The organism is Eubacterium callanderi (genome assembly GCF_900142645.1).
GTDB classification, from domain to species: Bacteria; Bacillota; Clostridia; order Eubacteriales; family Eubacteriaceae; genus Eubacterium; species Eubacterium callanderi.
Map to the genome: position 1 here is coordinate 47,919 of NZ_FRBP01000002.1, position 23,071 is coordinate 70,989.

Consider the following 23,071-nt stretch of genomic DNA (forward strand, 5'->3'; position numbering starts at 1 on the left):
GCTGTAATTGATTAATTCTACCACAGAAGGGGCTTAAACGCAATCCACCAGTCCGTAGAGCCGGAAGGCGTCCTTAAGGTGGCGGGGCGAGGTTTCATGGCTGCCCGGCGCCCCGGCCGTGACGGCGATGTACTCCCGTCCGTCCTTTTCGGCCAGGGTGGCCAGGCACAGTCCTGCCTCCTCGGTATACCCGGTTTTCCCGCCGAGGAGGGTTACCCCATCCGGATACGGCGTGCCCATGAGACTGCTCAGCGTGCTGCTGAGTCCCACGCCACCGGGGTGCCTGTTGGTAGGCTCTGTCTGGTAATCGAAGGTTGTGAGCAGCTCCCGGAAATCCGGGTTTTTAAGCCCCGCCCTCAACAGAACTGCCATGTCCATGACAGTGGTGTAATGGCCGGGGTCATGCAGTCCGGTGGCGTTTTTAAAATGGGTGTGGGCCATGCCCAGCTCCGCCGCCTTACCATTCATCAGCTCCGCGAAGTTTTCCTCGGAGCCTGCTGTGGCGCAGGCCAGGCCCATGGCCGCGTCGGCCCCCGAGGGCAGCACGCAGCCGTACAGCAGGTCCCGGAGGGTGAGCTGCTCACCGGGTAAAAATCCGGCCACAGAGGCCCCAGAGCCGCTCAGGCAGTCAAAAACCTCCCCGGGCAGGGTGACGGTGTGGTCCAGATCCTCAAACTGGTCCAGGATCACAAGGACTGTCATGAGCTTGGTGAGTGAGGCGGGATAGATCTTTTCACCGCTGTTCTTCTGGAACAGCACCTCGCCGCCGTCCAGGCGCATGAGCACCGCGCTCTCGCTGTACAGGCCGGCGCTGCCCATGGCGTTCACGGGGTGGGCCGGCCCTCCTGGGCTTATGGCCTTAAAGGCAAAGACGACCATGTAAAGGCTGAGCCCCGCGATGATCAAAAACAGCGCAGGCCGCCCCCTGGCCTTTCTTTTTCTTCTCCGGCTGATGATATTTCTTCGGTTGTCATTCATAAAAAAACAGCTCCTTTCTGATGGTTCAATTAAACCACAGAAAGGCGCCGCGTTTTTTAACCTTTGTTTCTTTTTCCATTAAGATTTTCTTAACCCCGCAGGGGCAGCGTGACGGTAAAGGTGGTGAGGCCGGAAACGCTCTCGGCCTTTATGCCGCCGCCGTGGGCCAGGACGATCTCCCGGGCGATGGCAAGGCCAAGGCCCGCGCCGCCGGAGGTGGTGGATCTTGCTGTATCGAGCCGGTAGAACTTCTCAAAAATACTCTCGAGCTTGTGGGGCGGGATGGTTCTTCCCCTGTTTTTAAAGGTGACAACCGCTGTGTCCTGCGTCGTTCCCGCCTCAATTTCGATGACTGTTTCCGGGTCGCTGTAGGCCACGGCGTTTTTGAGGATGTTGTTGAACACCCGGGCCAGCTTGTCCGCGTCGCCTTCCAGGTCGATGCTGCCGTCTGTCTTAAACTCGGCCTGTTTGTTCTGGGCTGTAAAAATGGGGTAGAACTCATCCACCATCTGCATGAGCATATAGGAGAGGTGGACCTGCTCCTTTTCCAGCACCACGGTCTGCAGGTTAAAACGCGTGATGTCAAAGAACTCATTGACGAGCTGCTCCAGGCGGCAGGCCTTGTCCAGGGTGATCCTGGTGTACTTTGCCCGCTGCTCCAGGGGCATGTCCGGCGCCTCCTCCAGAATGTTCAGATAGCCGATGACAGAAGTCAGCGGGGTCTTGATGTCGTGAGCCAGGTACACCACCAGGTCATTTTTGCGCTGCTCAGCCTCCCGCGCGTCCCGAGCGCGCTTTTCCAGCGACTGGCGCACCTGGTTCATCTTCTTCTCCATAAAGTCCAGCTCTCCGGGCAGCTCAATATACTCAGACTTCTCGCCGGCCAGGGCGTCGATCCCCCGGCTGATTTCATTAAAATACCGGGTAAAGCGCGTCATCCCCCAGTAAAAAATGGCGCAGAGCAGCACCACGTAGCCCGCGGCCATCCACAGCCCCTTGTTGTTCTGGAAAATCCCCCGGTAGAGCATCTCGTCCCGCTCCCCGCTGGTGAAATGAGCGAAAATATAAACCATGTAGTCGGCAAAGCGGTCCTGGAAAACCCCATCCACAAACAGGACCATGAGCACCCAGCCCACCAGCAGGGCGGCGAGCGCAGTCAGCAGCACCTGGAGCAGGATCCGGCGTTTCAGCCTTTTAAAGGGATTATCCAATTTTATACCCCACGCCCCACACGGTCTTTATGTACCGCGGGTTTTCCGCCGAATCCTGCATTTTTTCCCGGAGGTGGCGGATGTGGACCATGACCGTGTTGTTGCCCGTAAAATATTTCTCACCCCAGACTTCTTTAAACAGCTCCTCGGAGCTAATGACCCGCCCCCTGTTTTTGCAGAGGGTCCACAGGATGGAAAACTCAATGGGCGTGAGCTCCACAGGCTTCTCGTCTAACGTACACACATGGGTCTCCCGGTTGAGCGTAAGGCCGCGGTAGGCGGCTATGGCCCCGGCCTCCTGCTGGCCGCCGTTGTAGCGCTGGGAACGCCGCAGCTGGGCCTTTACCCGGGCCACCAGTTCCAGGGGCCGGAAAGGCTTGGTCACATAATCGTCCGCGCCGATGGCAAGTCCGGTGATCTTGTCAATCTCCTCCTCCCTGGCGGTGAGCATGATAATGGGAAAGGTGTACTTTTCCCGGAGCCTGCGGCACAGGGTAAAGCCGTCCAGCTCTGGCATCATCACATCCAGCACGGCCAGCTCCGGCGGGTTTTCAAGGCCCGACGCCAGCGCTTCCTGTGCGCTGTAAAATTTGCGTACGGCGTAGCCCTCGTTGCCCAGATAAAGCTCCACCAGATCCGCGATTTCCTGTTCATCATCTACTACTAATATTTCCGTCTGCATTTTTCATTTCCTCTTTAAGTGTTATGGTTTCTCTTTTATTGTATCTGAACATTGCCTGAATGTCCTTGTCTTTTCCTTAGTGACCTCTTAAGATTTTCTTAAATTAAAAGCCGCCCTGCCCTCTGGCCTGTTTCGGGCCGGAGCAGGACGGGTGTTTTTAAAACAGGCGCCCTCTAAAAGCGAAAGCGCGTGTCCTCAAGGAATTTCCGCCTGCCGGGGTTGCCCTCGGCCCGGTAGATGGCTGGCGCGCCCAGATCGTAGACCACTGACCACACCGTGTCCTTTCCGGTCTTCCGGTCATACTGGCAGATGAACCCGTCGCGGCCGGACAGCAGCGCCATGGCCCCGGGCAGGCCCATGTCCCCTGCTTTTTTGTCCAAGGTACGGGTGAGCGTCTGGTATCGGGGCTCTGCCTCCCAGTCGTCCAGGGTTTGGCCGCAGCAGGCGGCCATGGGCGCAGAGTGAAAGCGGTTGGTCGCGCACACATAGGGCTTTTCCTCTGTGGGGCGGATCACCTCCACGCGGTCCCGGTTGGCCTCCAGCACGGCAATGCTGCCGCTCCTGTCCGCCACGGTAAAGGTCTGGGCCGAGCTGATGGGCAGCTCCTGGATACAGCCGATGACCTCCTCGGTGCTGCGGCATTTTTCCAGAAAATACCGCAGCAGCATGCCCGCGTTCATCCCCGGCTTTATGGCGTGGGGATAGACTGCGGTAAGCCCGGCCGCCAGTCCGTGGGCGTTCACGCCGTCCTCCATCTCAATAAAGGCCGTAGAATTGCCGGTAAAGTCGATGGCTTCACCCAAAAAGCGGTAGATGGCATTGGTGTTGGTGTTTTCCAGAGATACCAGGAAATCACTGTTTCGGCCAAAGAGAACCTTGTCCCCGCCAGCCACGGCAAAGCAGGAGCAGTGACAGGCCGGAGGCATGGCGTACATGCTGAATAAAAAAGCGCGCAGCGGCTCCGCAGGGCATTTCTGCCCGTCAGCCACGCCCTGTATTTCCGCCAGAATCTCGGGAAAATACTGCTGGTACACAGGCACGCAGTCGGCCGCAAAGCGCAGCCGTTCCTCTGTTATTGGAAAATCAATGCGCTCCAGAAGCCTGCTGCCATGTTCTCTGAGCAGGGTTCCCCAGCGGAACCCAATGTCATAATGGTTCCCTTTAAATCGGTTGTGATACATGTTTTTGCTCTCCTGTTCTTTTATCGTTTTAGAGAGCTACCGGTAACTCTGGTTTAATGGTAATTGAATAAAAATTTATTGTCAACAGGTTTATTAATAAAGGTTTTTATCATCCTCCAAAGCAGTATCCAGGTATTTTTCAAGATATCCCTGCTCGACGACTCTTTTCCCCAGCAGGGTGATGGCCTGGGCCGGGCATCTGCTGATGCAGCGGTAGCACATTGTACAGGCATCCGCAGCAGCCGCCTTACTGTTCTCCAGGTAAATGTTCCCCATGGGGCACAGCTCTGCGCATTTTCCGCAGCCCGTACATTTATCCGCGTCGATTTTCAGCCGATCCGAATAATGCTTCGTCCTGTTGTAAAAATAAATCCGCTGGCCGAACAGCCCCGCCAAATGGTAAAAAAGCCCTAAACCCTCCCGGGGCGGGTTTCCCTGTCTGAGCGCACGGGCTGCCCTTTCTGTTTTCAGCTCTGAGGCCGCTATGAGCTTCCGGTTGTCCCCCAGAGGCCTTTTCAGGGCTTTCTCATCACAGATGCTGTCAGGCATTTTAAGGTGCAGGCCGCCAATTACAATGCCACCATACCTGCGCAGCAGACGTGCCAAAACACCCGCACCGTCACCGCTGAACAAACCCATCGTAGCCATTATAAAAACTTTTTTACCCCTCCAGACTCCTTGGTTCTGAACAATATAATCCCTCAGGATTTTAGGCACATTGCTGTACTGCACAGGGTAGCCCATCACGATCTCGTCCTGCTCCCTGATTCTGTATAGCGCTGTCTCGTCCTCGATGGAAAAGGCCTGGCCGCCTTTGCCGTATGCTTCCAGAAACCGCTCCACACAATGCTTTGAGTTACCGGTTCCGCTGAAATATATGCCGATCATGTGCTCTCCTGGCCTTTTATTTTATGGGCGGTGATGATCGTATAGCTGTGGGCATTGACGGTTATTTCACAGCCCTCTGTCCGGACATACCAGTTTTTGCCCCTTCTTTCCATCGCCGCGTCCTGGTTTAATATCCTCGCTCTGCACCACTGCACAGCGTCCACGTCCCCGATGGACAGGTTCTTCCTTATACGCACCGCGCCCATTTCGGTGGTGTGCAGCTTATCAATATTGGCCACTAAATCATTCATTGTCTGCCCAGCTCCTTTACCATGATGTACTCCTCGCTGTTTTCGTCTGCCACCTTAAAGCCAAGGCGGCGGTACAGCCTGACCGCGCCGTTAAGCTTCTGGACAGACAGGGAGACCTGTCCCCAGCCCTTTTTCGCGAGACTGGAAAGCATTGCCCGCATCAGCTCTGTGCCGATTCCAAGGCCCCTGTACGCTTTAAAAAGAGCGATGGCAAGGGATGGCGTTTGGGCGTCGACATGCCCATAGTCCTCCATGATCCGCGCCCAGACCGCTCCAATGACCTTTCCGTCCACCTCGGCCACCAGGGCATAATCCGCCTCCTGGCCACCGAAGCCACGCACATAGACCTGCAGCTCCGGGGCGTTTACAATGGCTTTTGGCGGGGCCTCAGCCCCCTCTGGTATAAAGATCGCCTCGTATAAAAAATCCTTTAGCAGCGGGTATTCCTGTTTCCGGATCTCCCGGATGGTTTTGTTCATTGTCTGGCTTCTCCTCATCTCCCGAACTTTCCTGATATGGGGTATTTTAACATAATCCGCACACCCCGTCTATTTTCCTGGGCGGATTCTGGATTTTTAAAGGGGCCTGTCGCACTGAAAAAGTGGCAAAATGACGCCCGTCGATATTAAAGGTACGGCGGCGTTTTTAAGTCTATGGATTGTACAAAAAAGCTGTCCACGGATTAAAAGAGCACCCGGTTCGAGATTAAAATGCACACCGCAGGTGTCGCATTTTACCGAGAGAGGGTGTTTTTAATCCACGGACAGCGCCAAGGCTATCAAGCTTCCGTAATCCTTTGACGGTATTTTCTGCTTAACGATGCACGATAATCCCCATCGTTAAAGTTACGGTTTGATTCCTAGAGCCCTTCTCATTTCATAGAAGCAATCGTTGTATATTTTCCTGTACTCCTCCAGATACCCGTAATCTAACGGGACGCAGACAATCCCTGCCGCCCCGGCAGTCTCGTCAGGATAACACATCTCATAAACAATCATTGATTTCACACGTCTTTTCCAAAATAACACGCGAGCGCCCGCCCCACAAACGCCGACGCCCCAGGGCCCTTTTGCCCGTCGATGGTTTTGATCAGCGCGTCGTTGTGGAGGTACCAGTCGATCATCATATCCCAGTAGTGCTCGCCCTTGTCAATGTTCAGCTCCGCGGTCTCCCCCAGGGCGATGAGTTCGCCTACAATGGCCTGTACCTCCGGCGACGCGGGGTCCTTTTCCCTGCTGCTGTACAGCTTTTCCATGAGGGCCGCGTTTTTCTGGACCGTGCCGTCGCTTTTCATGGCCTCCATTTTTTCCATGTTCTCAGAAAAATGGCTGATGCTGTCCCTCATGGCCGCGGTATATTTCTCAACGCTGCCATACTGCCTTATTGCGAGTCCCGCGATATGCGCTTCATCTGCTTTTACCTTTTTTATAAACTGCTCAAAGGTCTCCACGCTGCCCCAGTGGCGGGCGACGGTCCCGGCGTTTTCGGTTTTAAATTCCTCCAGTATCTGCAGATATCCACTCAGGTCAAAAGCGTCAAAACTCACGCAGGCTTCCCCCTTTTCCAGCTTATCCAGAAGGGCGAGAAGCTTATCCAGCCGGTCGCGCCTTGCCTTAAGCAGCTCCCGCTGCTTTTTAAAGGCCCTTGCCCTGTCAAAGCCCGGATCTGCCATGATTTCCCGGATGTCCTTTAACGGAAAATCCAGCTCCTTAAAAAACAAAACCTGCTGCAGGGCTTTCAGGGCCTCATCATCGTAGAGCCGGTACCCTGCCTCTGTAACCTCGGTGGGCTTAAACACGCCGATTTCATCATAATACTGCAGGGTCCGGACACTCACGCCGGTCAGCGCTGCCACTTGTTTTACGGTTCTCATTAAAATCAACTCCTGTCTCATTGATGGTCAAGAGAGCGCCGCAGACGAACCGGCCGTTATTCTCTCCGCTTTGCCTCTTTAACCCGATTGTACACTATCACGCAGCGTGAGGGTCAATGGGTTTTGGAAAGAAATCCGGTCCGCTTAAGCCAGTCTTCAAAAACCCGCAGCTGCTCGGGCGTATGGAAGTAATGCTCGCCGTCCGGCACGATCTCGAGGCCGCAGGAAAACCGGCTGGCAAAGGCTTCGACGGTGTCGCGCCCGCAGGTGTCGTCCCTGCCGCCGTACAGGATCTCAGTCGGCGCCGTCCATTTGCTGACAGGGTGCTCAATCACATAGGTATAGTAGTCCCAGTACAGGGTCTGGCCGATGGGGGTGGCGATGACCTGCTCGCGTCTCAGCTGCTCCTCGGTAATCCCAAATCCGACCATCATGTTCTCGATCATGCGGCGCATATCCACCAGCGGCGACAAAAACCATACTCTTTCCAGGGGCTCGCCGGAATAGGCCATGAGGCTGAAATACGCGCCGATGCTGTTTGCGAACAGGCTGACAGACTGCCACCGGGCCCTGGCCCAGCGCATGACCGCGGCCAGCTCCGCCACGCACGTCTGCACCTTGCAGAGGGCCGCCTCATCCCTGCGGGCTCCATGCTCTGGGAGGTCAAAGCTCAGAACCTGACAGCCGCCGGCCATGGCATCGGTGTTTTCGGCCAGTATGCGGATGGGCTCGTCGGCCTTGTGGGACTGGCTGCCGTGGACGGCGATGATGACCCTGTCCGCTGGACAGCCCCAAAGCAGGGCGGGGATGTTCTCAATTTTCAGGGGTTTTACAGTCATGGCTTGGGCTCCTCTCTGTTTTCGGCTTTCTCCCCGCCGGACAGGGCCTCAAGGTCTGCCCGCTCATAGCGGTTGTGGCCGGGAAGGCCTTTCTTATACTTCCAGCAGACAATGGCCTCCTCCAGGGATTTGCCCGCGTTGTCCGCGAAAAAATCCCGGATATAGGTATTGTACTCAAACTGCCGGTCAATGGCCGTCTTTCCCTTTTTCTTCTCTTTTAAAATCTGATCATAGGCGGCGACGGCGTCCCGGTAGGTTTTTCCGGTATTGGCCTTCAGCCACTTCTGGAAAGCCACGTTAAAGGAAAAGCCGCGGCCGATCTTCTCCTTGAAAAAGGCCCGGTGCCTTTCGGAGCAGACAAAATCCGGCTCGATGGCCATCTCCTCTGTAATGGCGCCCTCCCGGGCTTTTCCCGGCCGGCTTTTGGCCGCAGGGGCCGTCACCCTGCCGGTATCCAAAAAACAGGCGATGCGCTCGGTCAGCTCAAGCTTTCCGCCGGAAACCGGCAGGCCGTTCTGCCTGCAAAAGGCTGTCAACTCTTCCTTCAGGTAGTAATAGCTTCGGAATGTTTTACTGTCCAGGCTTTTATCCAAATCGGGGCGCTCACTCATACCGCTCCCCCTTCCGCACAGGCCCTGGGCAAAGGCCCGGGCACGCTCTGCCTTTTCCGCATCCATAAAAACAGTCCCATAACCCATGTGCCTTTCGGCCAGCATACCCGCGTAGCGCAGCTGGGAGTGCCGGCAATACCGCGTCACCCCGGCCTCCCAGAGGTCGGCACCGGCTTCGGGCCTGTAGCCGCAGGTGGTGATGAGGGCCAGGTGTTTTCCGGCCCACAGAGAGGGTCCCTTCTCCTCGCCGTAGTATTTGTTCATGCCGTAAACCAGCCGGTCCAGCACTGCCTTCATGGGCGGGGTGCAGTACCATGAATAGATGGGCGTGGCCAGCACCAGCAGGTCGCACCCGAGCACCGCGTCAAAGATTTCCTGCATGTTGTCCTCCAGCGGGCAGCCGAAAATGCGCCAGTCCTTCTGGCAGCGCCGGCAGGCCACGCAGGGCTTTAAATCCCGGTCATACAGCCTTATGGACCCGCAGTCCCAGCCATTTTTTTCCATTTCCTCCGTAAAGGGCGCCAGCAGCTGTGCTGTGTTGCCGCCCTTCCGGGGGCTTCCCTGTAGTATACACGCTTTCATGATTTCCTCCTTGGGTTTGTGCTGCAGAATATGCTTCTGCTTTTTTCCAAAACATTCTCGGCCAGGTTGACTCAGCCCAGGCCGTACTGCGCCCTCAGCGCCTCCCGGACGGCCGCAAAGGCCTTCACCGGAGGCTGGTTTTTCTGATGCACGCCGATATGCTTTTCCATCCACAGCATGTTGTACCACCGGTCAAATTTGCAGCCGCACTGGTGAAACACGCCAACCGAGCGGTAGCCCAGACGGGTGTGAAAAGCCACGCTGTCCATGCTCAGGTAGGGGTCCTCTCCCTCCGGCACCGCGATGCAGGCGTTAAGATTCAGGATATTCTGGGCAGCCAGGCAGGTCTCAAGGGCTTCGTAAAGCCCGCGGCCGACGCCTGTCCCCCTGGCCTCCCGGCGGACGTAGACCGTGGTTTCTACCGCCCAGTCGTAGGCGGCCCGCTCCTTAAACGCCGTGGCGCAGGCATAGCCGAGGAGCCTGCCGTCCTGCTCGGCGGCCAGGAAGGGGTACTTCCCGCTGATGGCTGCCACACGCTCCGCGAAGGCCTGCACCGATGGCGTCTCGTACTCAAAGCTAACGGCTGTCTCCTCCACATAGGGTCTGTAAATATCCAAAAGCGCCGCCGCGTCCTGCGCCGTTGCCACCCGTATGCCTATCTTCTTTTTATCCATGCTGTCCTCCCTCTGGGCCGCGCGCCCGGGCGGCCGGCCCTCGATTTCATCTTTCTCCCATTCTAACACACCCCGGCCCTGCCGTCCATCGGCCAATAAAAAAGGCCGGCGCGAAGTCGAGCCGGTCTTTTCTGCCTTAAAAATTAAACACGCTTTCCCAGTCAAAATCGCCGGATTCCTCCAGGCTTTTGGGCCAGTGGCTGCACCAGTCCGGCACCGCGGGGCTTTCGACCCGGTCCAGGCTTGGGGTGTAGGGCTTGATGTCCAGTACTGGGGTCTGGTCGGCGGCATCGGTGTAGGCGATCTGGATCACGCCTGACGCGTGGTCGATACGGATAACCTGGGCAGTGCTCAGGGCGATGGGATTGGGCCGCGCGGGTGACCGGGTGGCGAAAATCCCCATGACTTCGGGCGATCCCTTATAGGGGCTGGGGGCTTCGAGAACACCGCGGGCCGCGGCGGTGTCGCAGCCGTCAAACCAAAAGAGCAGGCTGATATGGCTGAAGCCCTCCAGCCCCCGCAGGGCCGGAATGTAGGCTGGCTCAAGCCGGATAAACATCCCCTCTTCATTAATATCGACGGTTCCGATGGGCTTTACTGTAAACTGGTTCACTGTGTGACCTCCTTTATTTGTTGTGCCTCCAGTTTAAACCATGACATCATGTCAAGGTCAAGGCCCGGGCGGATTTTATTTTTTGTCCCTCAGATTTCCACATGGAGATAGCCGCTCCCGTAATAGGGCAGCACATTCATGCCCAGCGTCTGAGCCATCTGGGCCAGGTCACCCACCGGCACGCCCGGGCAGTACAGGTCCGCCGCGTCGCCCCGTTTGTGGAAGGACCAGGGCACCCCGCCCACCTCGTCGTTACGCGCCTTGCACCGCACGCCGGAGGTGATGATAACCGGCGACCCGCAGGCGCGGCGCAGGGCTTCGATCTTATCGAGGAGCGCAGGGTTCATCTCGCAGGGCCACCCGCCGCAGTAGCCTGCGCAGTCGCACCGGTACTCGTCACGGGCGAAATGGGCAGTGGCCATGACCGGAGCCGGCGGAGGGTCCGGCTCTGGCGGGGGCATTGGGGCTTCCTCTGGCCCGGCGGACTGGGCTTCCGGCGGTAAGGGCTCTGGCGGCTCTGACGCGGCGGTTTCTGTCTCTGGTCTTTTGGCCGCACCTCCCGCCCGATGCATCTGGCCTGCTAAAAAGCAGGCCGATGTTACCATGATGGCTGCTAAAATCAGCAGGACCACCTGTTTTTTTATTTTTACGTTCATGTTTTTACACGGTTACCAGTTCTTCTTTCCGTACGGTTTTGTCCACAAATTCGTAGCTTCTGAGCTTCTGGTAGGAAGCGCCGCCGGGCTGAAAGATGTTCTGGGCGATGACGATGTCGGCCGCGGCGATGATCTGCTCTTTGGTCACGTCTTCCAGATAGTCGGGCAGGCTGATGGTATCGGTATCGCCGTTATCTAACAGAAATTCCAGTTCCAGGGTTTTGCTGGTACTTGTCTCCATATACTGTCTCCTTTCCATTGATTTTTATTAAAGCCGCTGTCTTATGCGACCTCGCGGTTGTCATAATACATGGCGTTGTTGATGCTTTCCACAATGGGGGTCATTAAGGTCCCCAGTGCTTTGCCGGTTTTTACGATTGCCTCGGTGGTGGCCACGGACTCATCGGTGGTGACGCCGCCGATGGTCTTTAATTTTTTCTTGATCTTGCCGCCGACTTCGCCGTAGTTCAGGTTCATCTTAAGCTCGTTTTTAATTGCAACGCGTTCATAAGCCATCTGCATCTCTCCTTTCGTTTTGATGTTCTCAGTATAGCATCATAAAACCGCCCGGTATATGGACAGTACAAAGTGCCCGGTTTGGCCGGTTTGGCCGGTGTTCTCCGGGCCAAAGCCGCCCAGGCAGGCGGTGAGCTGCTCCCGGGTATAGGCGCTCACGGCATCGCCGCGCTCGGCCCTGAAAATGGTCTTGACGCTGAGGCCGGTGGTTTCGGCCAGCTGGGGCTGGGTGAGGCCCTTTTCCAGACGCTGCTCCCGCACCCAGCGGCCAAAGTCTTTCATTCGTCCTCCGCCACCCACTGGAGCCGGAGCTGGAGGCCGGGGTGATCTTCCTCTGCCCGGTCCAGCTCTTCGGCAAAAAGGCTCTCGGCCTCCTCCAGGGTGCGGGCTCTGATGGTGCAGCGCAGGGTGCCCTCGGCCATGCAGTCATAGGCGGTGTACTCGGGCGATACGTAAAAGTGCTCGCCGTAGAGATCGGCGTAGCGGTCCTTTAAAATTCCCATGCTTTCTCCTCCTCTGCCTTTTGATCCCGGAGGGCCATGCCTGCCCAGAAGCGCTCGACCGGGTCGGGATACGCTGCCTCAAGCTGGCTCTCTTCCTCCTCGGTAAGCTTTGGCGGAATGTTGAAGCCGTTGGGGTTGGTGTCCGCATACCCCGGAATACTCTTTGTATTTATATATTTATTATTTATATCTGAATCAGAAGAAAACCGGCTTTGTTCCCGAGGGCGTTCCGGGTGGAATCCCGCCGGGTTTCCACTGCATTCCGCGGCGGGCTTCCAGAAGAAACCACTGCCGGAATGGGCTGCGGAACTCAGTCGAACCTGCCGCAGCCCGGTGTCGAAGGGGATCAGGGCGTACCGGGCGGGGGCGCCGCCGGAAGCCTTCTGGTATTCCAGCCGGGAATACCGGATGAGCTCCTGCCGGAGTTCCCAGAGGCGTTTCGAGGAGATTCCGTCCATGAAGGCGCGCAGCGCGCTGCTGTCCACCTCGAACCATACAGGCCAGTACCAGCTGCCGTCCTCGTCCTGGACGGCGGCGGCGTTATTTTTGATAAAAAGGTACACCCAGAGGCCCAGAACCTCTAAGGACCTGCGCGGCCGTGCCATGAGCCAGGCCATAAAGCTCAGAAACTCAGTCACAAAGTTCATGGCTGCCACGCTCCAGTACAGGGTAGATGTTATTTTCGGCCAGCAGCCCGCGTATAAAGCGTTTGCCCTTCTGGGTCCACTGCAGGCTCTCCACCACCTTGACGCTGCCGTCTTTTTTGCGGATGGTGTCGGTGTTGGTGGCCGCGTAGCCTGCGTCCTGCCAGGCCTCGTACAAATACCAGCGCTTCCCCTTTTTGAACTGGACGCCCAGGCTGTGGAGCAGGCGGTTCATAAAATCCGCGGTCATGCCGTAATCCTTGGCGATGCCGGTGATGGGGATGAGGGCCGTGCTGTCAAGGACACGCTTCGCGTAGTCGGCCTCTGCCCGCAGCCCGGCCATGACCTTCTCGGCCTCCAGCACCGCGGCGGCCAGCAGGGCCTTATCCTGGGGCATGGAGAGCGCCTGCCTGCGGAGCTGTTCCTCCATGGCGTTAAAAGCCTGGATGTACCGGAGCTTCCAGGAAAGGGCCTGGGCGCCGGTAAAGCCCATGACCAGCAGGGCAAAGCCGTCCCGGGTGATGAGGTATTCCTTCTGTGTTCTTCCGTACTGGTCGACATAAGTGGAGCTCATAAAAAGATCGGCGCAATTTTGTGCCGATGTCTCCCGCCTCAGCAGGGTAATACGCCTCAGCACGCTCTTGTGGGCCCGCTCAAAGTCCCGGGCCACCTGCCGGCTCCCTACCACAGGGCGGTTTTCCCACAGGGTGACCGCAATCTCTTTGTCCGTTTTTGAATTTTCTGCACAATGAACAAGGCCGCGGGATGTTTCCGGACCTTTGTTTTGGGTTTTCATCATTGTACCTCCTCAATCATCAGAAATTTCATCTTTTTGAGATGATACCGTGAGTTTACCCTATTCCTATGTCAATCACATCCTAAACCCAGTGCAAACCCCCGCCCCGGCCGGCGGCCCTCTCCACCACCCGGGCAAACCACTGCTCACCGCCTCCGGCTTTATCCCTCAGACGCTCCAGGGGATGCTGCGCTCTTCCAGCCACTTCGTTAACGTTTTCACAATCGGGCATAAAAAGCCCGCAGGACAGCACAAAAACAGCCAGGCTCAGGAGCCATCTGTAAATGCGGTGAATGGTGTTTGGAGCGCAGGGCACATCGCTGCGGCCCTCGGCGATGGCCTGGTGCACCTCAGCGCTGTACTGGCGGCCGGGCACACCCCCCTGGGGCAGGTTGCGCTGCGGCCGGGTGTGCAGCGCGCAGGTCTCGCAGGTGCAGACCAGGCGTCGCGGCCGTATTTTCCTCCGGACGCCGTCCATGCCGATAACCACGCGCCAGAAGTGGTCGCGCACGCTCATGGGCGCGCTGCACCGCGGACAGTCCGGCATCTCCTCGTAAACAATCTTCAGGAGCTGCCCGGCTTCACAGTCCCTGCCGCTGGTCTCCCCCCTCACCATAATCTGCGCTTTGGATATGAGCATATTCTTCCTCCCAGAGTTCCCGGACGCCGCAGGCCAATAAAAAAACCGGCACACAGCGCCCATTGAGCGTCTGTGTGCCGGTTGATTGACATGTGTCCCGGAAACCACTATTTATTTTGGTGCTTTTAGCACTTTAATACTGTTTTTTCATTAGGGATATTATATCACATTCGGTTTGCTTTGTCTCGATTTTTTTATGCGCTGAGCTTTCTGCCGGTCATTTTCTCTGTTCCGGCTGATAAAAAAATCGAACATCTGAAAAAAACAGCGCGCGGATAGGTTCTTCCACACGCTGTTTTTCGCGCTTATTTTTCTTTCATCAGCTCTTTTTCCAGGTCGGCCGCGTACCGGGCCTGCTGCTTTTTCAGGTAGGGGCCGATAAAGGGGCGCATGAAGAACTTTTTGGGCGCGGCCTCCTCGGTAAAGGTAAGGACGGCCTGACCGTCCTCCTCGCTGAAAAGGCCCTCCCACCGGCCCTTCATATTGCCGTTTTCCATGTCGAAGGCGTAGTGTTTACAGGGCTCGAAAGCGGTGACGGTAAAGTGTGTGGGGTAGCCCTTTGTGGTGTATTCCACAAACCGCCTTTCGTCCAGAACCTCGATCCGGCTCAGGTCGCTGCGCCAGCCGCTGTCGGTGTTGTCGGTGACCACCCGCCAGAGGGCGGAGACGCTGCAGGGTAAACTAATTTTCAGCTTTGCTTTTGCCATCTCTGTCTCCTTTCCTAACGCCTATTTGGCCAGCAGTTTTTTCAGCTGGCCCTCGTTTAACAGGTGGACGGTCTCGAACCGTCCGTCCTTAAAAACAGCCCAGTTGTTAAACACGCAGGGCACTGCCTTGGCGGCCTCCAGGCTGTCCACGGCCACCAGCTCCAGAGGGATGCCGTTGGCCTCGCAGTAGCCCTTTGCCTGTTCAATGCAGTTTGGGATAAAGGGGCACTGCATACCGTAGTAAATGGTCAGCTCCTTGCCCGGAATGGCCTGTTTTTTGACATTCTGGGCAAAGCGGGGCAGGCTCCCATCAAAGGACAGGGCCAGAAGCTCGTAGCCGTCGTCTGTGGTGTCAACGGTCTCGAAACCATATTTCATAAAAAACTTCTTATCTGCCATAAAAGGCTTTTTCTTTCTGGCGCTCAGCACGCACACACCGGATTTCCCGCGCGCTTTTGCGTCCTCGATGCAGTAGTCCAGCAGCGCGGCCCCGTGGCCCTTTCCTTTAAAAGACCCGGCCACCCACAGGCAGTAAATATACAGGTAGTTGTCCCCCAGCACCGGCGTCCAGGCAGTCTCGAGGGGCGCGTACTCGATAAAGACCTTCCCCCGGTCATCCAGCTTCCTGAAAACATGGCCCTCGTCCAGCCGCTCCCGCAGCCATTTCTTTTTTGCCGCCACACCGCACTGGTGCTTTTTGTCGGCTATGGCACAGCACACATGCTGGCTGTCCAGGTTTTCCGCTGTCAGATTAAGATACGCTTCACTCATTGATTTCCTCCCTCTTTTGCCTTTTGGCTCTTTGTACCATTATACCAAAAAAACCTGACAATGTCTGTCAGGTTTTTCAGGGTGTCGAAAAGTCAAAATGTGGTTGTAAAGTTAAAGCAAGAGGCAATTTCAATGGAGAATTGAGAATGCAGAATGGAGAATTAGAGGAACAAAATGCTGTGCATTTTGATTGGATTTGCGGCCAAAGGCCGCTGTTTCAATCGCTTTTTCGTCAGAAAAAGGGGTCAATCATTCTCCATTCTCAATTCTTCATTCTCCATTAAACAATCCTCCCTTTAACGCTTCACCTCTTCATAATAACATTTGTCTACACTCTGAAAAACCTAACAATGTCTGTCAGGTTTTTAAAGATCGTTACTGGACGGCTCAGGCGTGGAGCGATCAAGCCTCGTCCCCGCCGATAAAGACGCGCAGGGCGTTAAGCACCTCAAACTCACGCTCGCCAAAGCCATAGCCCACACGATGGATGCGCATGGCGGGAAAGCCGTCTGCGGGGCTGGCCAGCTCTGCCAGAATGGCCGCGCCAGTCGGTGTTACCGCCTCTCCCTCGGCAGCGTGGGCGTAAACCTCAAAGCCTGTGTCGGCCAGAATCTCGGCGGTGGCTGGCGCCGGCACTGGCAGGACGCCGTGGGCGCACGCCACAAAGCCCTGGCCTGTGTTCACCGCAGAGGCCAGAATTTTATCCGCTGCCACCGCGTGGGCGCAGATGGCCGCGCCCACAATGTCCACAATGGAATCTACGGCCCCCACCTCATGGAAATGGACCTTTTCGGGCGGTACGCCGTGTACCTTTCCTTCGGCCTTTGCCACCCGGCCAAACATGGACAGGGCTGTGGCCTTGACCGGCGCGTCCAGGCTGCTGCTTTCAATCATCTCCTGAATCTCCGCAAAATGGCGGTGGCAGTGCTCCTCCCGGTCGGCGGCCACCCGGCAGCTGGTGCCGGTGATCCCCCGCTTTTTTGTCTTTTCAATCTCAAGGTGAAAGCCAGGCAGGCCAAGCTTTTCAAGCTCCTGCCGCAGGGTCTCCGGGCTCACGCCGCAGTCCAGAAAGGCCCCGAGGGTCATATCGCCGCTGATGCCCGCAAAGCAGTCAAAATACACGATTTTCATGAATGCCTCCTAAAGCTGGTTGATTTTCGAGGCCATACAGGCCGCCCCAAAGCCGTTGTCGATGTTGACCACGCCGATGCCGCTGGCGCAGGAGGTCAGCATGCCCAGCAGGGCGGAGATGCCGCCAAAGTTGGCTCCATAACCGATGCTGGTGGGCACAGCGATCACTGGCTTGTCCGTGAGACCACCGACCACTGAGGCCAGCGCGCCCTCCATGCCTGCCACCACAATGATGACCCGGGCCCCGTTGATGACCTCCACGTTGTCTAAAAGCCGGTGGATTCCGGCCACGCCCACATCATACAGCCGCCGCACCGCGTTGCCCATGACCATGGCGGTCACAGCTGCCTCCTCAGCCACCGGGATGTCCGAGGTGCCTGCGGTCACCACTGCGATATATTCCTCGGATACCGGGTATTCCTGGCGCTTGACCACCACCGACCGGGCGTCCTTGTAATAGACGGCGTCTTCGGTCAGCTCCCGGATGGCCGCGTAGACCTGCTCATCGGCCCGGGAGGCCAGGATATTGCCTTTTGTGCGCGCAAGCATATCGGCCACAATGCCCTGGATCTGCTCGAGACTTTTCCCGGGGCTGTAGATAACCTCAGGAAAGCCGTTTCTCAGCTCTCTGTGATAATCCACCTTGGCGTATTCCAGATCTTTGTAGGGCATTTCCTGCATTTGCTCCAGGGCGTGCCCGACACCCATGGCGCCGGAGCGCACCGCGTTTAAAATGCGTTCCATTTCTTTTTTTGTCATTTCATTTTACCCTTTCTCCTTTAATGTACCCGCCGCAGACAGACAACGCCCGCGAATCCCAAAATCCTCGGATTCGCGGGCGGTCACACTGCTGAAGAGGGGATGCTGTTTACAGGCTATGCCTGGTATTCCACAATACTGAGGGCCAGCGCCGCAACCTTCTGGGCTGCGAACTTGCCTCCCGGGATAGCCCGGGTCAGGTGCGCGGCTTTTTCCACAATATCTGCCGCCTCCGCGGGGTCATGCTTCTTCATGGCAGCCGCCACAGCCGCGGGCACGGTCACATTCAAAATACTGCAGGCGCACAGGGCCAGCTCATCCATGACCGCTGCGCCCAGAGTCACGGCCCAGGCCACATCCTGACATTCCCCTTTCACAACCCTGGGAATAATATCATGGACAAAGCCGTCCATTTCGGCCACGTTGTCGCCTACGGTCACGGTGATGTCGACCAAGGGGTCAAAGGACCAGTATTTCTGGGCCAGCTTGGAGGTTCTGCGGGCAGCAGGCTCAATCCGGCGCACCTTGATGCTCACCGGTTCGCCCACCATGCCGGAAAGCAGGACACCCGCGTTCTTTTCAACCTCTGCGATGCGGTCGTCGTCAAATTTGGAGACGATGTCTTCCAGGCTGGTACCTGTCATCATCTGATCATAGGCGTACTCTGCCCGGCGGTGGATGGCCCAGGCCCTTGCCGGCTCGGTGGCGTCGATGAGCATATTGGTCACCGGCCCGCGCCACAGCTCATTGGCCTTGCGGCAGATGGTGTTAATGCTGAGCTGGGCCACCTCCGGATCAAAGGAGCAGGCACTGCGCTCGGCCACGATTTCCTGCCCAGTTTTGGCCGCGTCGCCGCCGTTCTTGATCAGGGCTTTCATGCCGATGACCGCGTAGGCGCCCACATGGCCCAGGGGCGCGTTGACCGGCCCGCCGGAAAAGCCCGCGATGCCTTCCTGGAAGCAGGAAAAGATTTCATCAAAGGCCATCATGCCAATGACCGACGGGGCGCCAATGTCCTTGAGGATCAGGCCGACATCGCCCACCAGCTTGGCGGTGTCCACAGCCTCGCCCGTTACCTTGAAGTGCACCTCTTCCGGCAGTCCTGCGGTAGCCACCGCGGATTTCCCCACCAGATAGGCCGAGCTGGTGCGCCCGTAAACGCCCTCGCCCTCTGGCACCTCGGCGTCGGGGTGGATGATTTCAAGAATCGCCGCTGCGCCCAGCACTGCGGCGGTGAAGGGATGGGGAACCATCACTGCCCCTGCCATGGCGTCCAGCATGGCCTGGGTACCGATGCGCGCGCCGTTGACCGCCAGCTCAGGCCAGACATAGTCCTCTCCCAGGGCGCTGTGGCCGTAGAGCGGGCCGCCGCCCACGTTCATGGGCACATTGCGCCCGTCCAGCGTGGAGAGGGTTCCCTCCAGCATGGCCTTGTTGATGGCCAGCACCGCCGGGAACGCGGAGATTTTATTGTTCATCTTGGCGGTCGGGATGGCTGCCACGCCGCTGCGGTCCACGCCGGCCAGCATGCGGGCCGTGGCTCCCAGCTTCCGGTTGCCCGCCGGAATGCCCACCTGGGCGGCAGAGCCTGCCAGGTACATGATGCAGGCTGTGATCAAGGCCGCGTTGGCCCCATCGGCGCCGGATTTCTTGGCGACCTTGACAGCCTTTTCCATGATGTCGTCGATGGGCAGGCGTCTGGCGTCCGCGAACTCAATGGAAAGCTTTTCCCCTTTTAACAGCTCGTCTGTAATCACATTGGCAACGGTGTGGATGGCCATGTTCACCATGCCGTGGCCCCCAGCCAGGGCCTCGATCCGGTCGTTGGTCAGATTTGAAATATTGGATACCGAAGCCATCTCAACCGCAGAGATCACTCTGCATTTTGCATTATCATTCATGATACTACCTCCTGAAAATTCCTTTAAATTTGAAATACACTTTTTTCACTGTCCAGCAATGCTGAAACCGCCATATGATAAGCCGCTTCGTAGGTCACGGGCTTATGCCACTTTTCATAAACCGCCTCCCGCAGCGCCACTACACTGTCGTGCTCGGGCCGCAGGCTGCCGCTCTCAAATTTCTTGCCCTCCACAGTAAAGTGGAGCGTCTCTCCCTGAAAACAGAGTTCCACGGGGCGCTTCAGCCTCTCATTGTACTGATAGCGGTGCACTGTGTCCATGCGGTGCCAGCCGCCGCTGGTCAGCTCCCCGGCAATGGCCTCCTCTACCCTGTCTGCCGAATCCGGCCTGCAGTCGATAAAAAACAGATAGGACGGCCGGTTTTTCTTGGTGATGGCCGGCACCACCTGCACGTTCGCGGCCCCGGCGGTGTAGAGATGGCCGATGGCCTGCCCGACGCACTCGCCGCTCAGGTGGTCGGCCTGTACCATAAAAACAAGTCCGTCTTTAGAATGAATGTCCATTGCTCCCTCCTTTTCCTGATGCAATCGCTCTCTTAATTCATTTTAGCATCATTTTCCTCTAAAACAAGTTGTTCACAAATTTATGAGCCACTCATAAATTAATGAGTAATGGGGAAATCTTAAATTCTTCTTTTTGCTGTCCGGATTTATGTTAGAATAATCTTAACAAATAAGAGGAGGCGCTTATGAAATACCAGCACAAACTTGAAAAAGAAAGAATGTGCCCCATTGAGCACGGACTGGAGGCCTTTGGCGGCAAATGGAAAGCCCGCATCATCTGCGTTCTGTCCACCGATGATACCATGCGCTATAAACAGCTGAAAAAAGAGCTGAGCAACATTACCGATACGGTCCTGGCCGCCATGCTCAAGGATCTGATCGCCGACGGCCTTATTGCCCGCACCCAGTACAATGAGATCCCCCCAAGGGTTGAGTACGCCCTGACCGATAAGGGCCGGTCTGTCCTGCCCATTCTCCAGAGCATCTGCGCCTGGGCCAAGGCCCATACCACCAGAGACCTGGAGGCAGAGCTGCCCTCCTGCAAAAGCTGCAGCCAGCTGCCCTGATGCCGCCCCTGGGGTATCGGCCTGCTGATGTAAACATTTTCTTACCTCCATTGTAACACGTATTTCATTGAATGCAAGTCATTTGCCTTCAGCGCATTATCGCTAAATCTTTCGTTAAGCTTTTGTCCATAAATACAAAAAGACCGGCGCAAAATTGCGCCGGTCCTGTGGCTTTCCTGCTATCGCTTTCTTCTTTTGTCTTTTTCCTTCATAAAACGCCGGGCGTTTTTCATGCCGCCCACGCTCTCAAACATCCGCTCAAGCTTCTTGGCCTCGATCTGCCTCGAATTCAGCCCTTCATAGCCTGCTTCCTTTTTCAGCTTCTGGTAGCTCGCGAACCGGTCCGCGCCCAGCGCGCCATCCTCCACTGCCCGGAGTACCGCGCAGCCCGGCTCGGTGGTATGGGTGCAGTCCCTGAACCGGCATTCCTCTGCCAGGGCCTCGATGTCGGCAAAGGCTCTGTCCAGGTCTGCGCTCTCCACGCCCAGCTCACGCATCCCCGGTGTGTCGATGACCATGGCGCCGTCTGACAGTTTAATCAGCTCCCGCCGGGTGGTGGTATGCCTGCCCTTGTCATCGTTTCTCAGACCGCCTGTCGCAAACATTTCCTCGCCGGCCAGGCCGTTGATGAGCGTGGACTTGCCCACGCCGGATGAGCCGATAAAGGCCACGGTCTGCCCGGGCCGCATGTAGGGCATGGCGGCCTCAAAGTCTCCGCCCCCCTGGGTCGTGGTCATGATGACGTCTGCCCCGATGGCCACTGACTGCGCCTCCGCCAGGCGCTCTGCCGGATGGCCGCACAGGTCGGATTTGGTCAGAACCACCACCGGCGCGGCGCCGCTGTCCCAGCCGATGGCCAGATAACGCTCCAGCCGCCTCAGATTAAAATCCTTGTTCATGGCCATGCAGATAAAGACCGTGTCGATATTGCTGGCAACCACCTGCTCCTCCTGGGCTGTGCCCGCCGCCTTGCGGATAAAGGCGCTTTTTCTCGGGAGCACATGGTGGATGATGGCATGGCCGCCCGCGTCGCTCTCCCGGTCCAGCATGACAAAATCGCCCACTGCGGGAAAATCCGCGGGCCCCTCCGCTTCATGCCGGAGCCTGCCGGAGACCTCGGCCATCAGCACGGCGCTTTCGGTCATAACTCTGTAAGCATCTTTATACTGTGATACTACCCGCCCGGGGTAAAGCCCGCTGTATTCACCTGCTGCCTTTATTATCCGGTCGTTCATTCCCATCTGCTTCAATACTATTTTATTCAATGTTTTTTCCTCCTTAAAGTTGTATGATACAAACCTATGGGAGGTTTTCTGCCGCGTTACTCTGCGCAGACCTCCCGGCCTGCTGCAAGATCCGTTTTACGGTTTTTATACATAAATCATTTTCTCCTTTTCACTTATTTGTTCCGGTTCATTTTAACATATTCCGGGACAAAGGCAAAGCCCCTGGCCTGGCCCTTAAGCTTTGCCCTCAAAGGCCAAATTCCGCCGCGTACCGCAGCACGCCGCTCAAAGGGGCCGCGTCTTCACGCAGGCGCAGAGCCATGAAATTTTCGGGCGGCACCTCAAAGGGCGCCCGGATACCCAGCTGCTCCGCTGGAATATAGCCCGCCCGGGGATAGTAGTCCTCACTCCCCAGCACGGTGATATAGTCATAGCCCAAGGCCTCTGCGGCCTGGCGCCCTGCCTCCATAAGCGCGCTGCCAATGCCCTGGCTCTGGTTTTCCGGCAGTACGGACAGCGGCGCCAGAACAAGCACATCCCGGCTGCCCACAGAGCCTTTGGTCAACAGGATATGCCCGACGATCCGGCCGTCCTTTTGAGCGACCAGAGAGAGCTCCGGCACAAAGGCTCCGCCCTTTCTGAGGGCAGCCACCAGGTCCTGCTCATTGCCGTCGCTGTGCTCCGCGCGCTCAAAGGCTGCCTTCACAACCGCGTAAACTTCATCATAATCCTTTTCTGTCTCCTGTCGGATAACCATCTTTCTGCCTCCGTTGTTTTATCAAAATTCCGCGCTGCCATCACGGGTTAAAAAGAATCATGTGCAGCACGGCGGTCTCATCCCCTGTATTCCTGTAGGAATGGGCGGTATCGGCCTTAAACCGCACGCTTTCACCCTTTTCCACTGTAAGCCGCTGGCCGCCCGTACAGATTTCAATACGGCCCGCAAACAGAGTGATAAACTCAGTGGTTCCTCTGAGGTGCGGCTCAGACGCCCAATAGCTGCCCTTATCCAGCTCCAGATAATAGACGGCAAAGCGGCGGTTCTCATCGTCGGGGAAAAGGGCGTAGTTCTTCACCCTTCCATCGTCCTCAAGCAGGGGCTGGAGCTCGGCTGTTTTCACGATCTCATAGGGGTTTTTTGGGCGGACGGTCAGCGCGTCAAAGGGGACGCCCATGCCGTTTGAGATCTTCCACAGGGTGGATATGGTTGGGTTGCCCTCTCCCCGCTCAATCTGCGCGAGCATGCTTTTGCTCACACCGCTCAGCCTCGCGAGCTCCTCCATGCTCAGCTTACGCTCCTCACGCAGCCTTTTTATATTTTTAGCAATGATCTGATTCATGGTATCCA

Annotated in this window: 30 protein-coding genes and 1 pseudogene; 1 reads left to right on the plus strand and 30 read right to left on the minus strand. The window is 57.0% G+C overall.

All coding sequences use genetic code 11. The features are described from left to right. Positions 1-33: 33 nt before the first annotated feature. From BUC22_RS02360 to larC2, 27 genes and pseudogenes are all read right to left on the minus strand, one after another. On the minus strand, positions 34-978 hold the full coding sequence (locus BUC22_RS02360) for a D-alanyl-D-alanine carboxypeptidase family protein (protein WP_073382238.1): 945 nt from the start codon (positions 976-978) through the stop codon (positions 34-36). A gap of 89 nt (positions 979-1,067) precedes the next feature. Further along, positions 1,068-2,189, minus strand: coding sequence for a sensor histidine kinase (locus tag BUC22_RS02365; RefSeq protein ID WP_073382240.1), 1,122 nt, complete (start codon positions 2,187-2,189; stop codon positions 1,068-1,070). Beyond that, complete coding sequence (vanR, locus tag BUC22_RS02370) at positions 2,182-2,871, minus strand: VanR-ABDEGLN family response regulator transcription factor (RefSeq protein WP_013379801.1); 690 nt, start codon at positions 2,869-2,871, stop codon at positions 2,182-2,184. The genes BUC22_RS02365 and vanR overlap by 8 nt, the downstream gene beginning before the upstream one ends. Positions 2,872-3,044: 173 nt before the next feature. Beyond that, complete coding sequence (locus BUC22_RS02375) at positions 3,045-4,052, minus strand: C45 family autoproteolytic acyltransferase/hydrolase (protein ID WP_073382242.1); 1,008 nt, start codon at positions 4,050-4,052, stop codon at positions 3,045-3,047. A 93-nt stretch (positions 4,053-4,145) separates the two neighbouring features. Continuing rightward, complete coding sequence (locus tag BUC22_RS02380) at positions 4,146-4,940, minus strand: EFR1 family ferrodoxin (RefSeq protein WP_073382246.1); 795 nt, start codon at positions 4,938-4,940, stop codon at positions 4,146-4,148. Continuing rightward, the gene (locus tag BUC22_RS02385) at positions 4,937-5,191 is read right to left on the minus strand and encodes a DUF3781 domain-containing protein (RefSeq protein ID WP_073382249.1); all 255 of its coding nucleotides are present in this window, start codon (positions 5,189-5,191) and stop codon (positions 4,937-4,939) included. Before BUC22_RS02385 ends, BUC22_RS02380 begins: the two co-directional genes overlap by 4 nt. Continuing rightward, positions 5,188-5,670, minus strand: coding sequence for a GNAT family N-acetyltransferase (locus BUC22_RS02390; protein ID WP_013379796.1), 483 nt, complete (start codon positions 5,668-5,670; stop codon positions 5,188-5,190). The genes BUC22_RS02385 and BUC22_RS02390 overlap by 4 nt, the downstream gene beginning before the upstream one ends. Before the next feature lie 524 nt (positions 5,671-6,194). Beyond that, complete coding sequence (locus tag BUC22_RS02395) at positions 6,195-7,064, minus strand: MerR family transcriptional regulator (protein WP_073382251.1); 870 nt, start codon at positions 7,062-7,064, stop codon at positions 6,195-6,197. Between the two features lie 113 nt (positions 7,065-7,177). Further along, complete coding sequence (locus BUC22_RS02400; RefSeq protein WP_073382253.1) at positions 7,178-7,903, minus strand: alpha/beta hydrolase; 726 nt, start codon at positions 7,901-7,903, stop codon at positions 7,178-7,180. Further along, positions 7,900-8,514 carry a DUF6434 domain-containing protein gene (locus BUC22_RS02405; protein WP_073382382.1) on the minus strand — a complete coding sequence of 205 codons (615 nt, stop codon included), beginning with the start codon at positions 8,512-8,514 and terminating at the stop codon, positions 7,900-7,902. Before BUC22_RS02405 ends, BUC22_RS02400 begins: the two co-directional genes overlap by 4 nt. Before the next feature lie 18 nt (positions 8,515-8,532). Further along, positions 8,533-9,096: pseudogene (locus BUC22_RS02410) on the minus strand (flavodoxin family protein); the annotation flags it as partial. A gap of 71 nt (positions 9,097-9,167) precedes the next feature. After that, a complete protein-coding gene (locus BUC22_RS02415; protein ID WP_317416934.1) occupies positions 9,168-9,839 on the minus strand; it encodes a GNAT family N-acetyltransferase in 672 nt (223 codons plus the stop codon). Between the two features lie 67 nt (positions 9,840-9,906). Further along, positions 9,907-10,383, minus strand: a complete 477-nt coding sequence (locus BUC22_RS02420; protein WP_143163925.1) for an SAM-dependent methyltransferase — start codon at positions 10,381-10,383, stop codon at positions 9,907-9,909. Positions 10,384-10,472: 89 nt separating this feature from the next. Further along, positions 10,473-11,039 carry a YcbK family protein gene (locus tag BUC22_RS02425; RefSeq protein ID WP_073382255.1) on the minus strand — a complete coding sequence of 189 codons (567 nt, stop codon included), beginning with the start codon at positions 11,037-11,039 and terminating at the stop codon, positions 10,473-10,475. Positions 11,040-11,043: 4 nt separating this feature from the next. Beyond that, positions 11,044-11,280, minus strand: a complete 237-nt coding sequence (locus BUC22_RS02430) for a DUF2922 domain-containing protein (RefSeq protein WP_013379787.1) — start codon at positions 11,278-11,280, stop codon at positions 11,044-11,046. A gap of 41 nt (positions 11,281-11,321) precedes the next feature. Further along, positions 11,322-11,555 carry a DUF1659 domain-containing protein gene (locus BUC22_RS02435; protein ID WP_073382258.1) on the minus strand — a complete coding sequence of 78 codons (234 nt, stop codon included), beginning with the start codon at positions 11,553-11,555 and terminating at the stop codon, positions 11,322-11,324. Between the two features lie 39 nt (positions 11,556-11,594). Continuing rightward, positions 11,595-11,837, minus strand: a complete 243-nt coding sequence (locus BUC22_RS02440; protein WP_013379785.1) for a helix-turn-helix domain-containing protein — start codon at positions 11,835-11,837, stop codon at positions 11,595-11,597. Then, positions 11,834-12,058, minus strand: coding sequence for a hypothetical protein (locus BUC22_RS02445; protein ID WP_013379784.1), 225 nt, complete (start codon positions 12,056-12,058; stop codon positions 11,834-11,836). Before BUC22_RS02445 ends, BUC22_RS02440 begins: the two co-directional genes overlap by 4 nt. Continuing rightward, entirely contained in the window at positions 12,046-12,705 is a 660-nt protein-coding gene (locus BUC22_RS02450; protein WP_073382260.1) for a hypothetical protein, read from the minus strand. Before BUC22_RS02450 ends, BUC22_RS02445 begins: the two co-directional genes overlap by 13 nt. Continuing rightward, positions 12,689-13,501: a Rha family transcriptional regulator gene (locus tag BUC22_RS02455; RefSeq protein ID WP_013379782.1), complete on the minus strand. Its 813-nt coding sequence runs from the start codon at positions 13,499-13,501 to the stop codon at positions 12,689-12,691. The genes BUC22_RS02450 and BUC22_RS02455 overlap by 17 nt, the downstream gene beginning before the upstream one ends. A 79-nt stretch (positions 13,502-13,580) precedes the next feature. Beyond that, positions 13,581-14,138 (minus strand): DUF6431 domain-containing protein, encoded by a 558-nt coding sequence (locus BUC22_RS02460; protein ID WP_073382263.1) that lies wholly within the window; start codon positions 14,136-14,138, stop codon positions 13,581-13,583. Between the two features lie 305 nt (positions 14,139-14,443). Continuing rightward, entirely contained in the window at positions 14,444-14,845 is a 402-nt protein-coding gene (locus BUC22_RS02465; protein WP_073382265.1) for an SRPBCC family protein, read from the minus strand. A gap of 21 nt (positions 14,846-14,866) precedes the next feature. Further along, positions 14,867-15,616, minus strand: coding sequence for a GNAT family N-acetyltransferase (locus tag BUC22_RS02470; RefSeq protein ID WP_073382267.1), 750 nt, complete (start codon positions 15,614-15,616; stop codon positions 14,867-14,869). A gap of 402 nt (positions 15,617-16,018) precedes the next feature. Next, on the minus strand, positions 16,019-16,747 hold the full coding sequence (gene larC, locus BUC22_RS02475) for a nickel pincer cofactor biosynthesis protein LarC (protein ID WP_073382270.1): 729 nt from the start codon (positions 16,745-16,747) through the stop codon (positions 16,019-16,021). A 9-nt stretch (positions 16,748-16,756) separates the two neighbouring features. After that, the gene (gene larB, locus BUC22_RS02480) at positions 16,757-17,506 is read right to left on the minus strand and encodes a nickel pincer cofactor biosynthesis protein LarB (RefSeq protein WP_073382272.1); all 750 of its coding nucleotides are present in this window, start codon (positions 17,504-17,506) and stop codon (positions 16,757-16,759) included. 116 nt (positions 17,507-17,622) lie between these two features. Next, positions 17,623-19,407 (minus strand): hypothetical protein, encoded by a 1,785-nt coding sequence (locus BUC22_RS02485; protein ID WP_073382275.1) that lies wholly within the window; start codon positions 19,405-19,407, stop codon positions 17,623-17,625. Between the two features lie 23 nt (positions 19,408-19,430). Continuing rightward, positions 19,431-19,931: a nickel pincer cofactor biosynthesis protein LarC2 gene (larC2, locus tag BUC22_RS02490; RefSeq protein WP_013379761.1), complete on the minus strand. Its 501-nt coding sequence runs from the start codon at positions 19,929-19,931 to the stop codon at positions 19,431-19,433. Positions 19,932-20,116: 185 nt separating this feature from the next. Here larC2 and BUC22_RS02495 point away from each other — a divergent pair, with 185 nt between their 5' ends. Next, entirely contained in the window at positions 20,117-20,497 is a 381-nt protein-coding gene (locus tag BUC22_RS02495; protein ID WP_013379760.1) for a winged helix-turn-helix transcriptional regulator, read from the plus strand. 179 nt (positions 20,498-20,676) lie between these two features. Here the strand turns inward: BUC22_RS02495 and rsgA are convergent, their stop codons facing one another. From rsgA to BUC22_RS02510, 3 genes are all read right to left on the minus strand, one after another. Then, complete coding sequence (gene rsgA / locus BUC22_RS02500; protein ID WP_073382276.1) at positions 20,677-21,762, minus strand: ribosome small subunit-dependent GTPase A; 1,086 nt, start codon at positions 21,760-21,762, stop codon at positions 20,677-20,679. Positions 21,763-21,970: 208 nt separating this feature from the next. Beyond that, positions 21,971-22,480, minus strand: a complete 510-nt coding sequence (locus BUC22_RS02505) for a GNAT family N-acetyltransferase (protein WP_073382279.1) — start codon at positions 22,478-22,480, stop codon at positions 21,971-21,973. A 40-nt stretch (positions 22,481-22,520) separates the two neighbouring features. Beyond that, complete coding sequence (locus BUC22_RS02510) at positions 22,521-23,063, minus strand: helix-turn-helix domain-containing protein (RefSeq protein ID WP_369521978.1); 543 nt, start codon at positions 23,061-23,063, stop codon at positions 22,521-22,523. Positions 23,064-23,071: the final 8 nt, after the last annotated feature.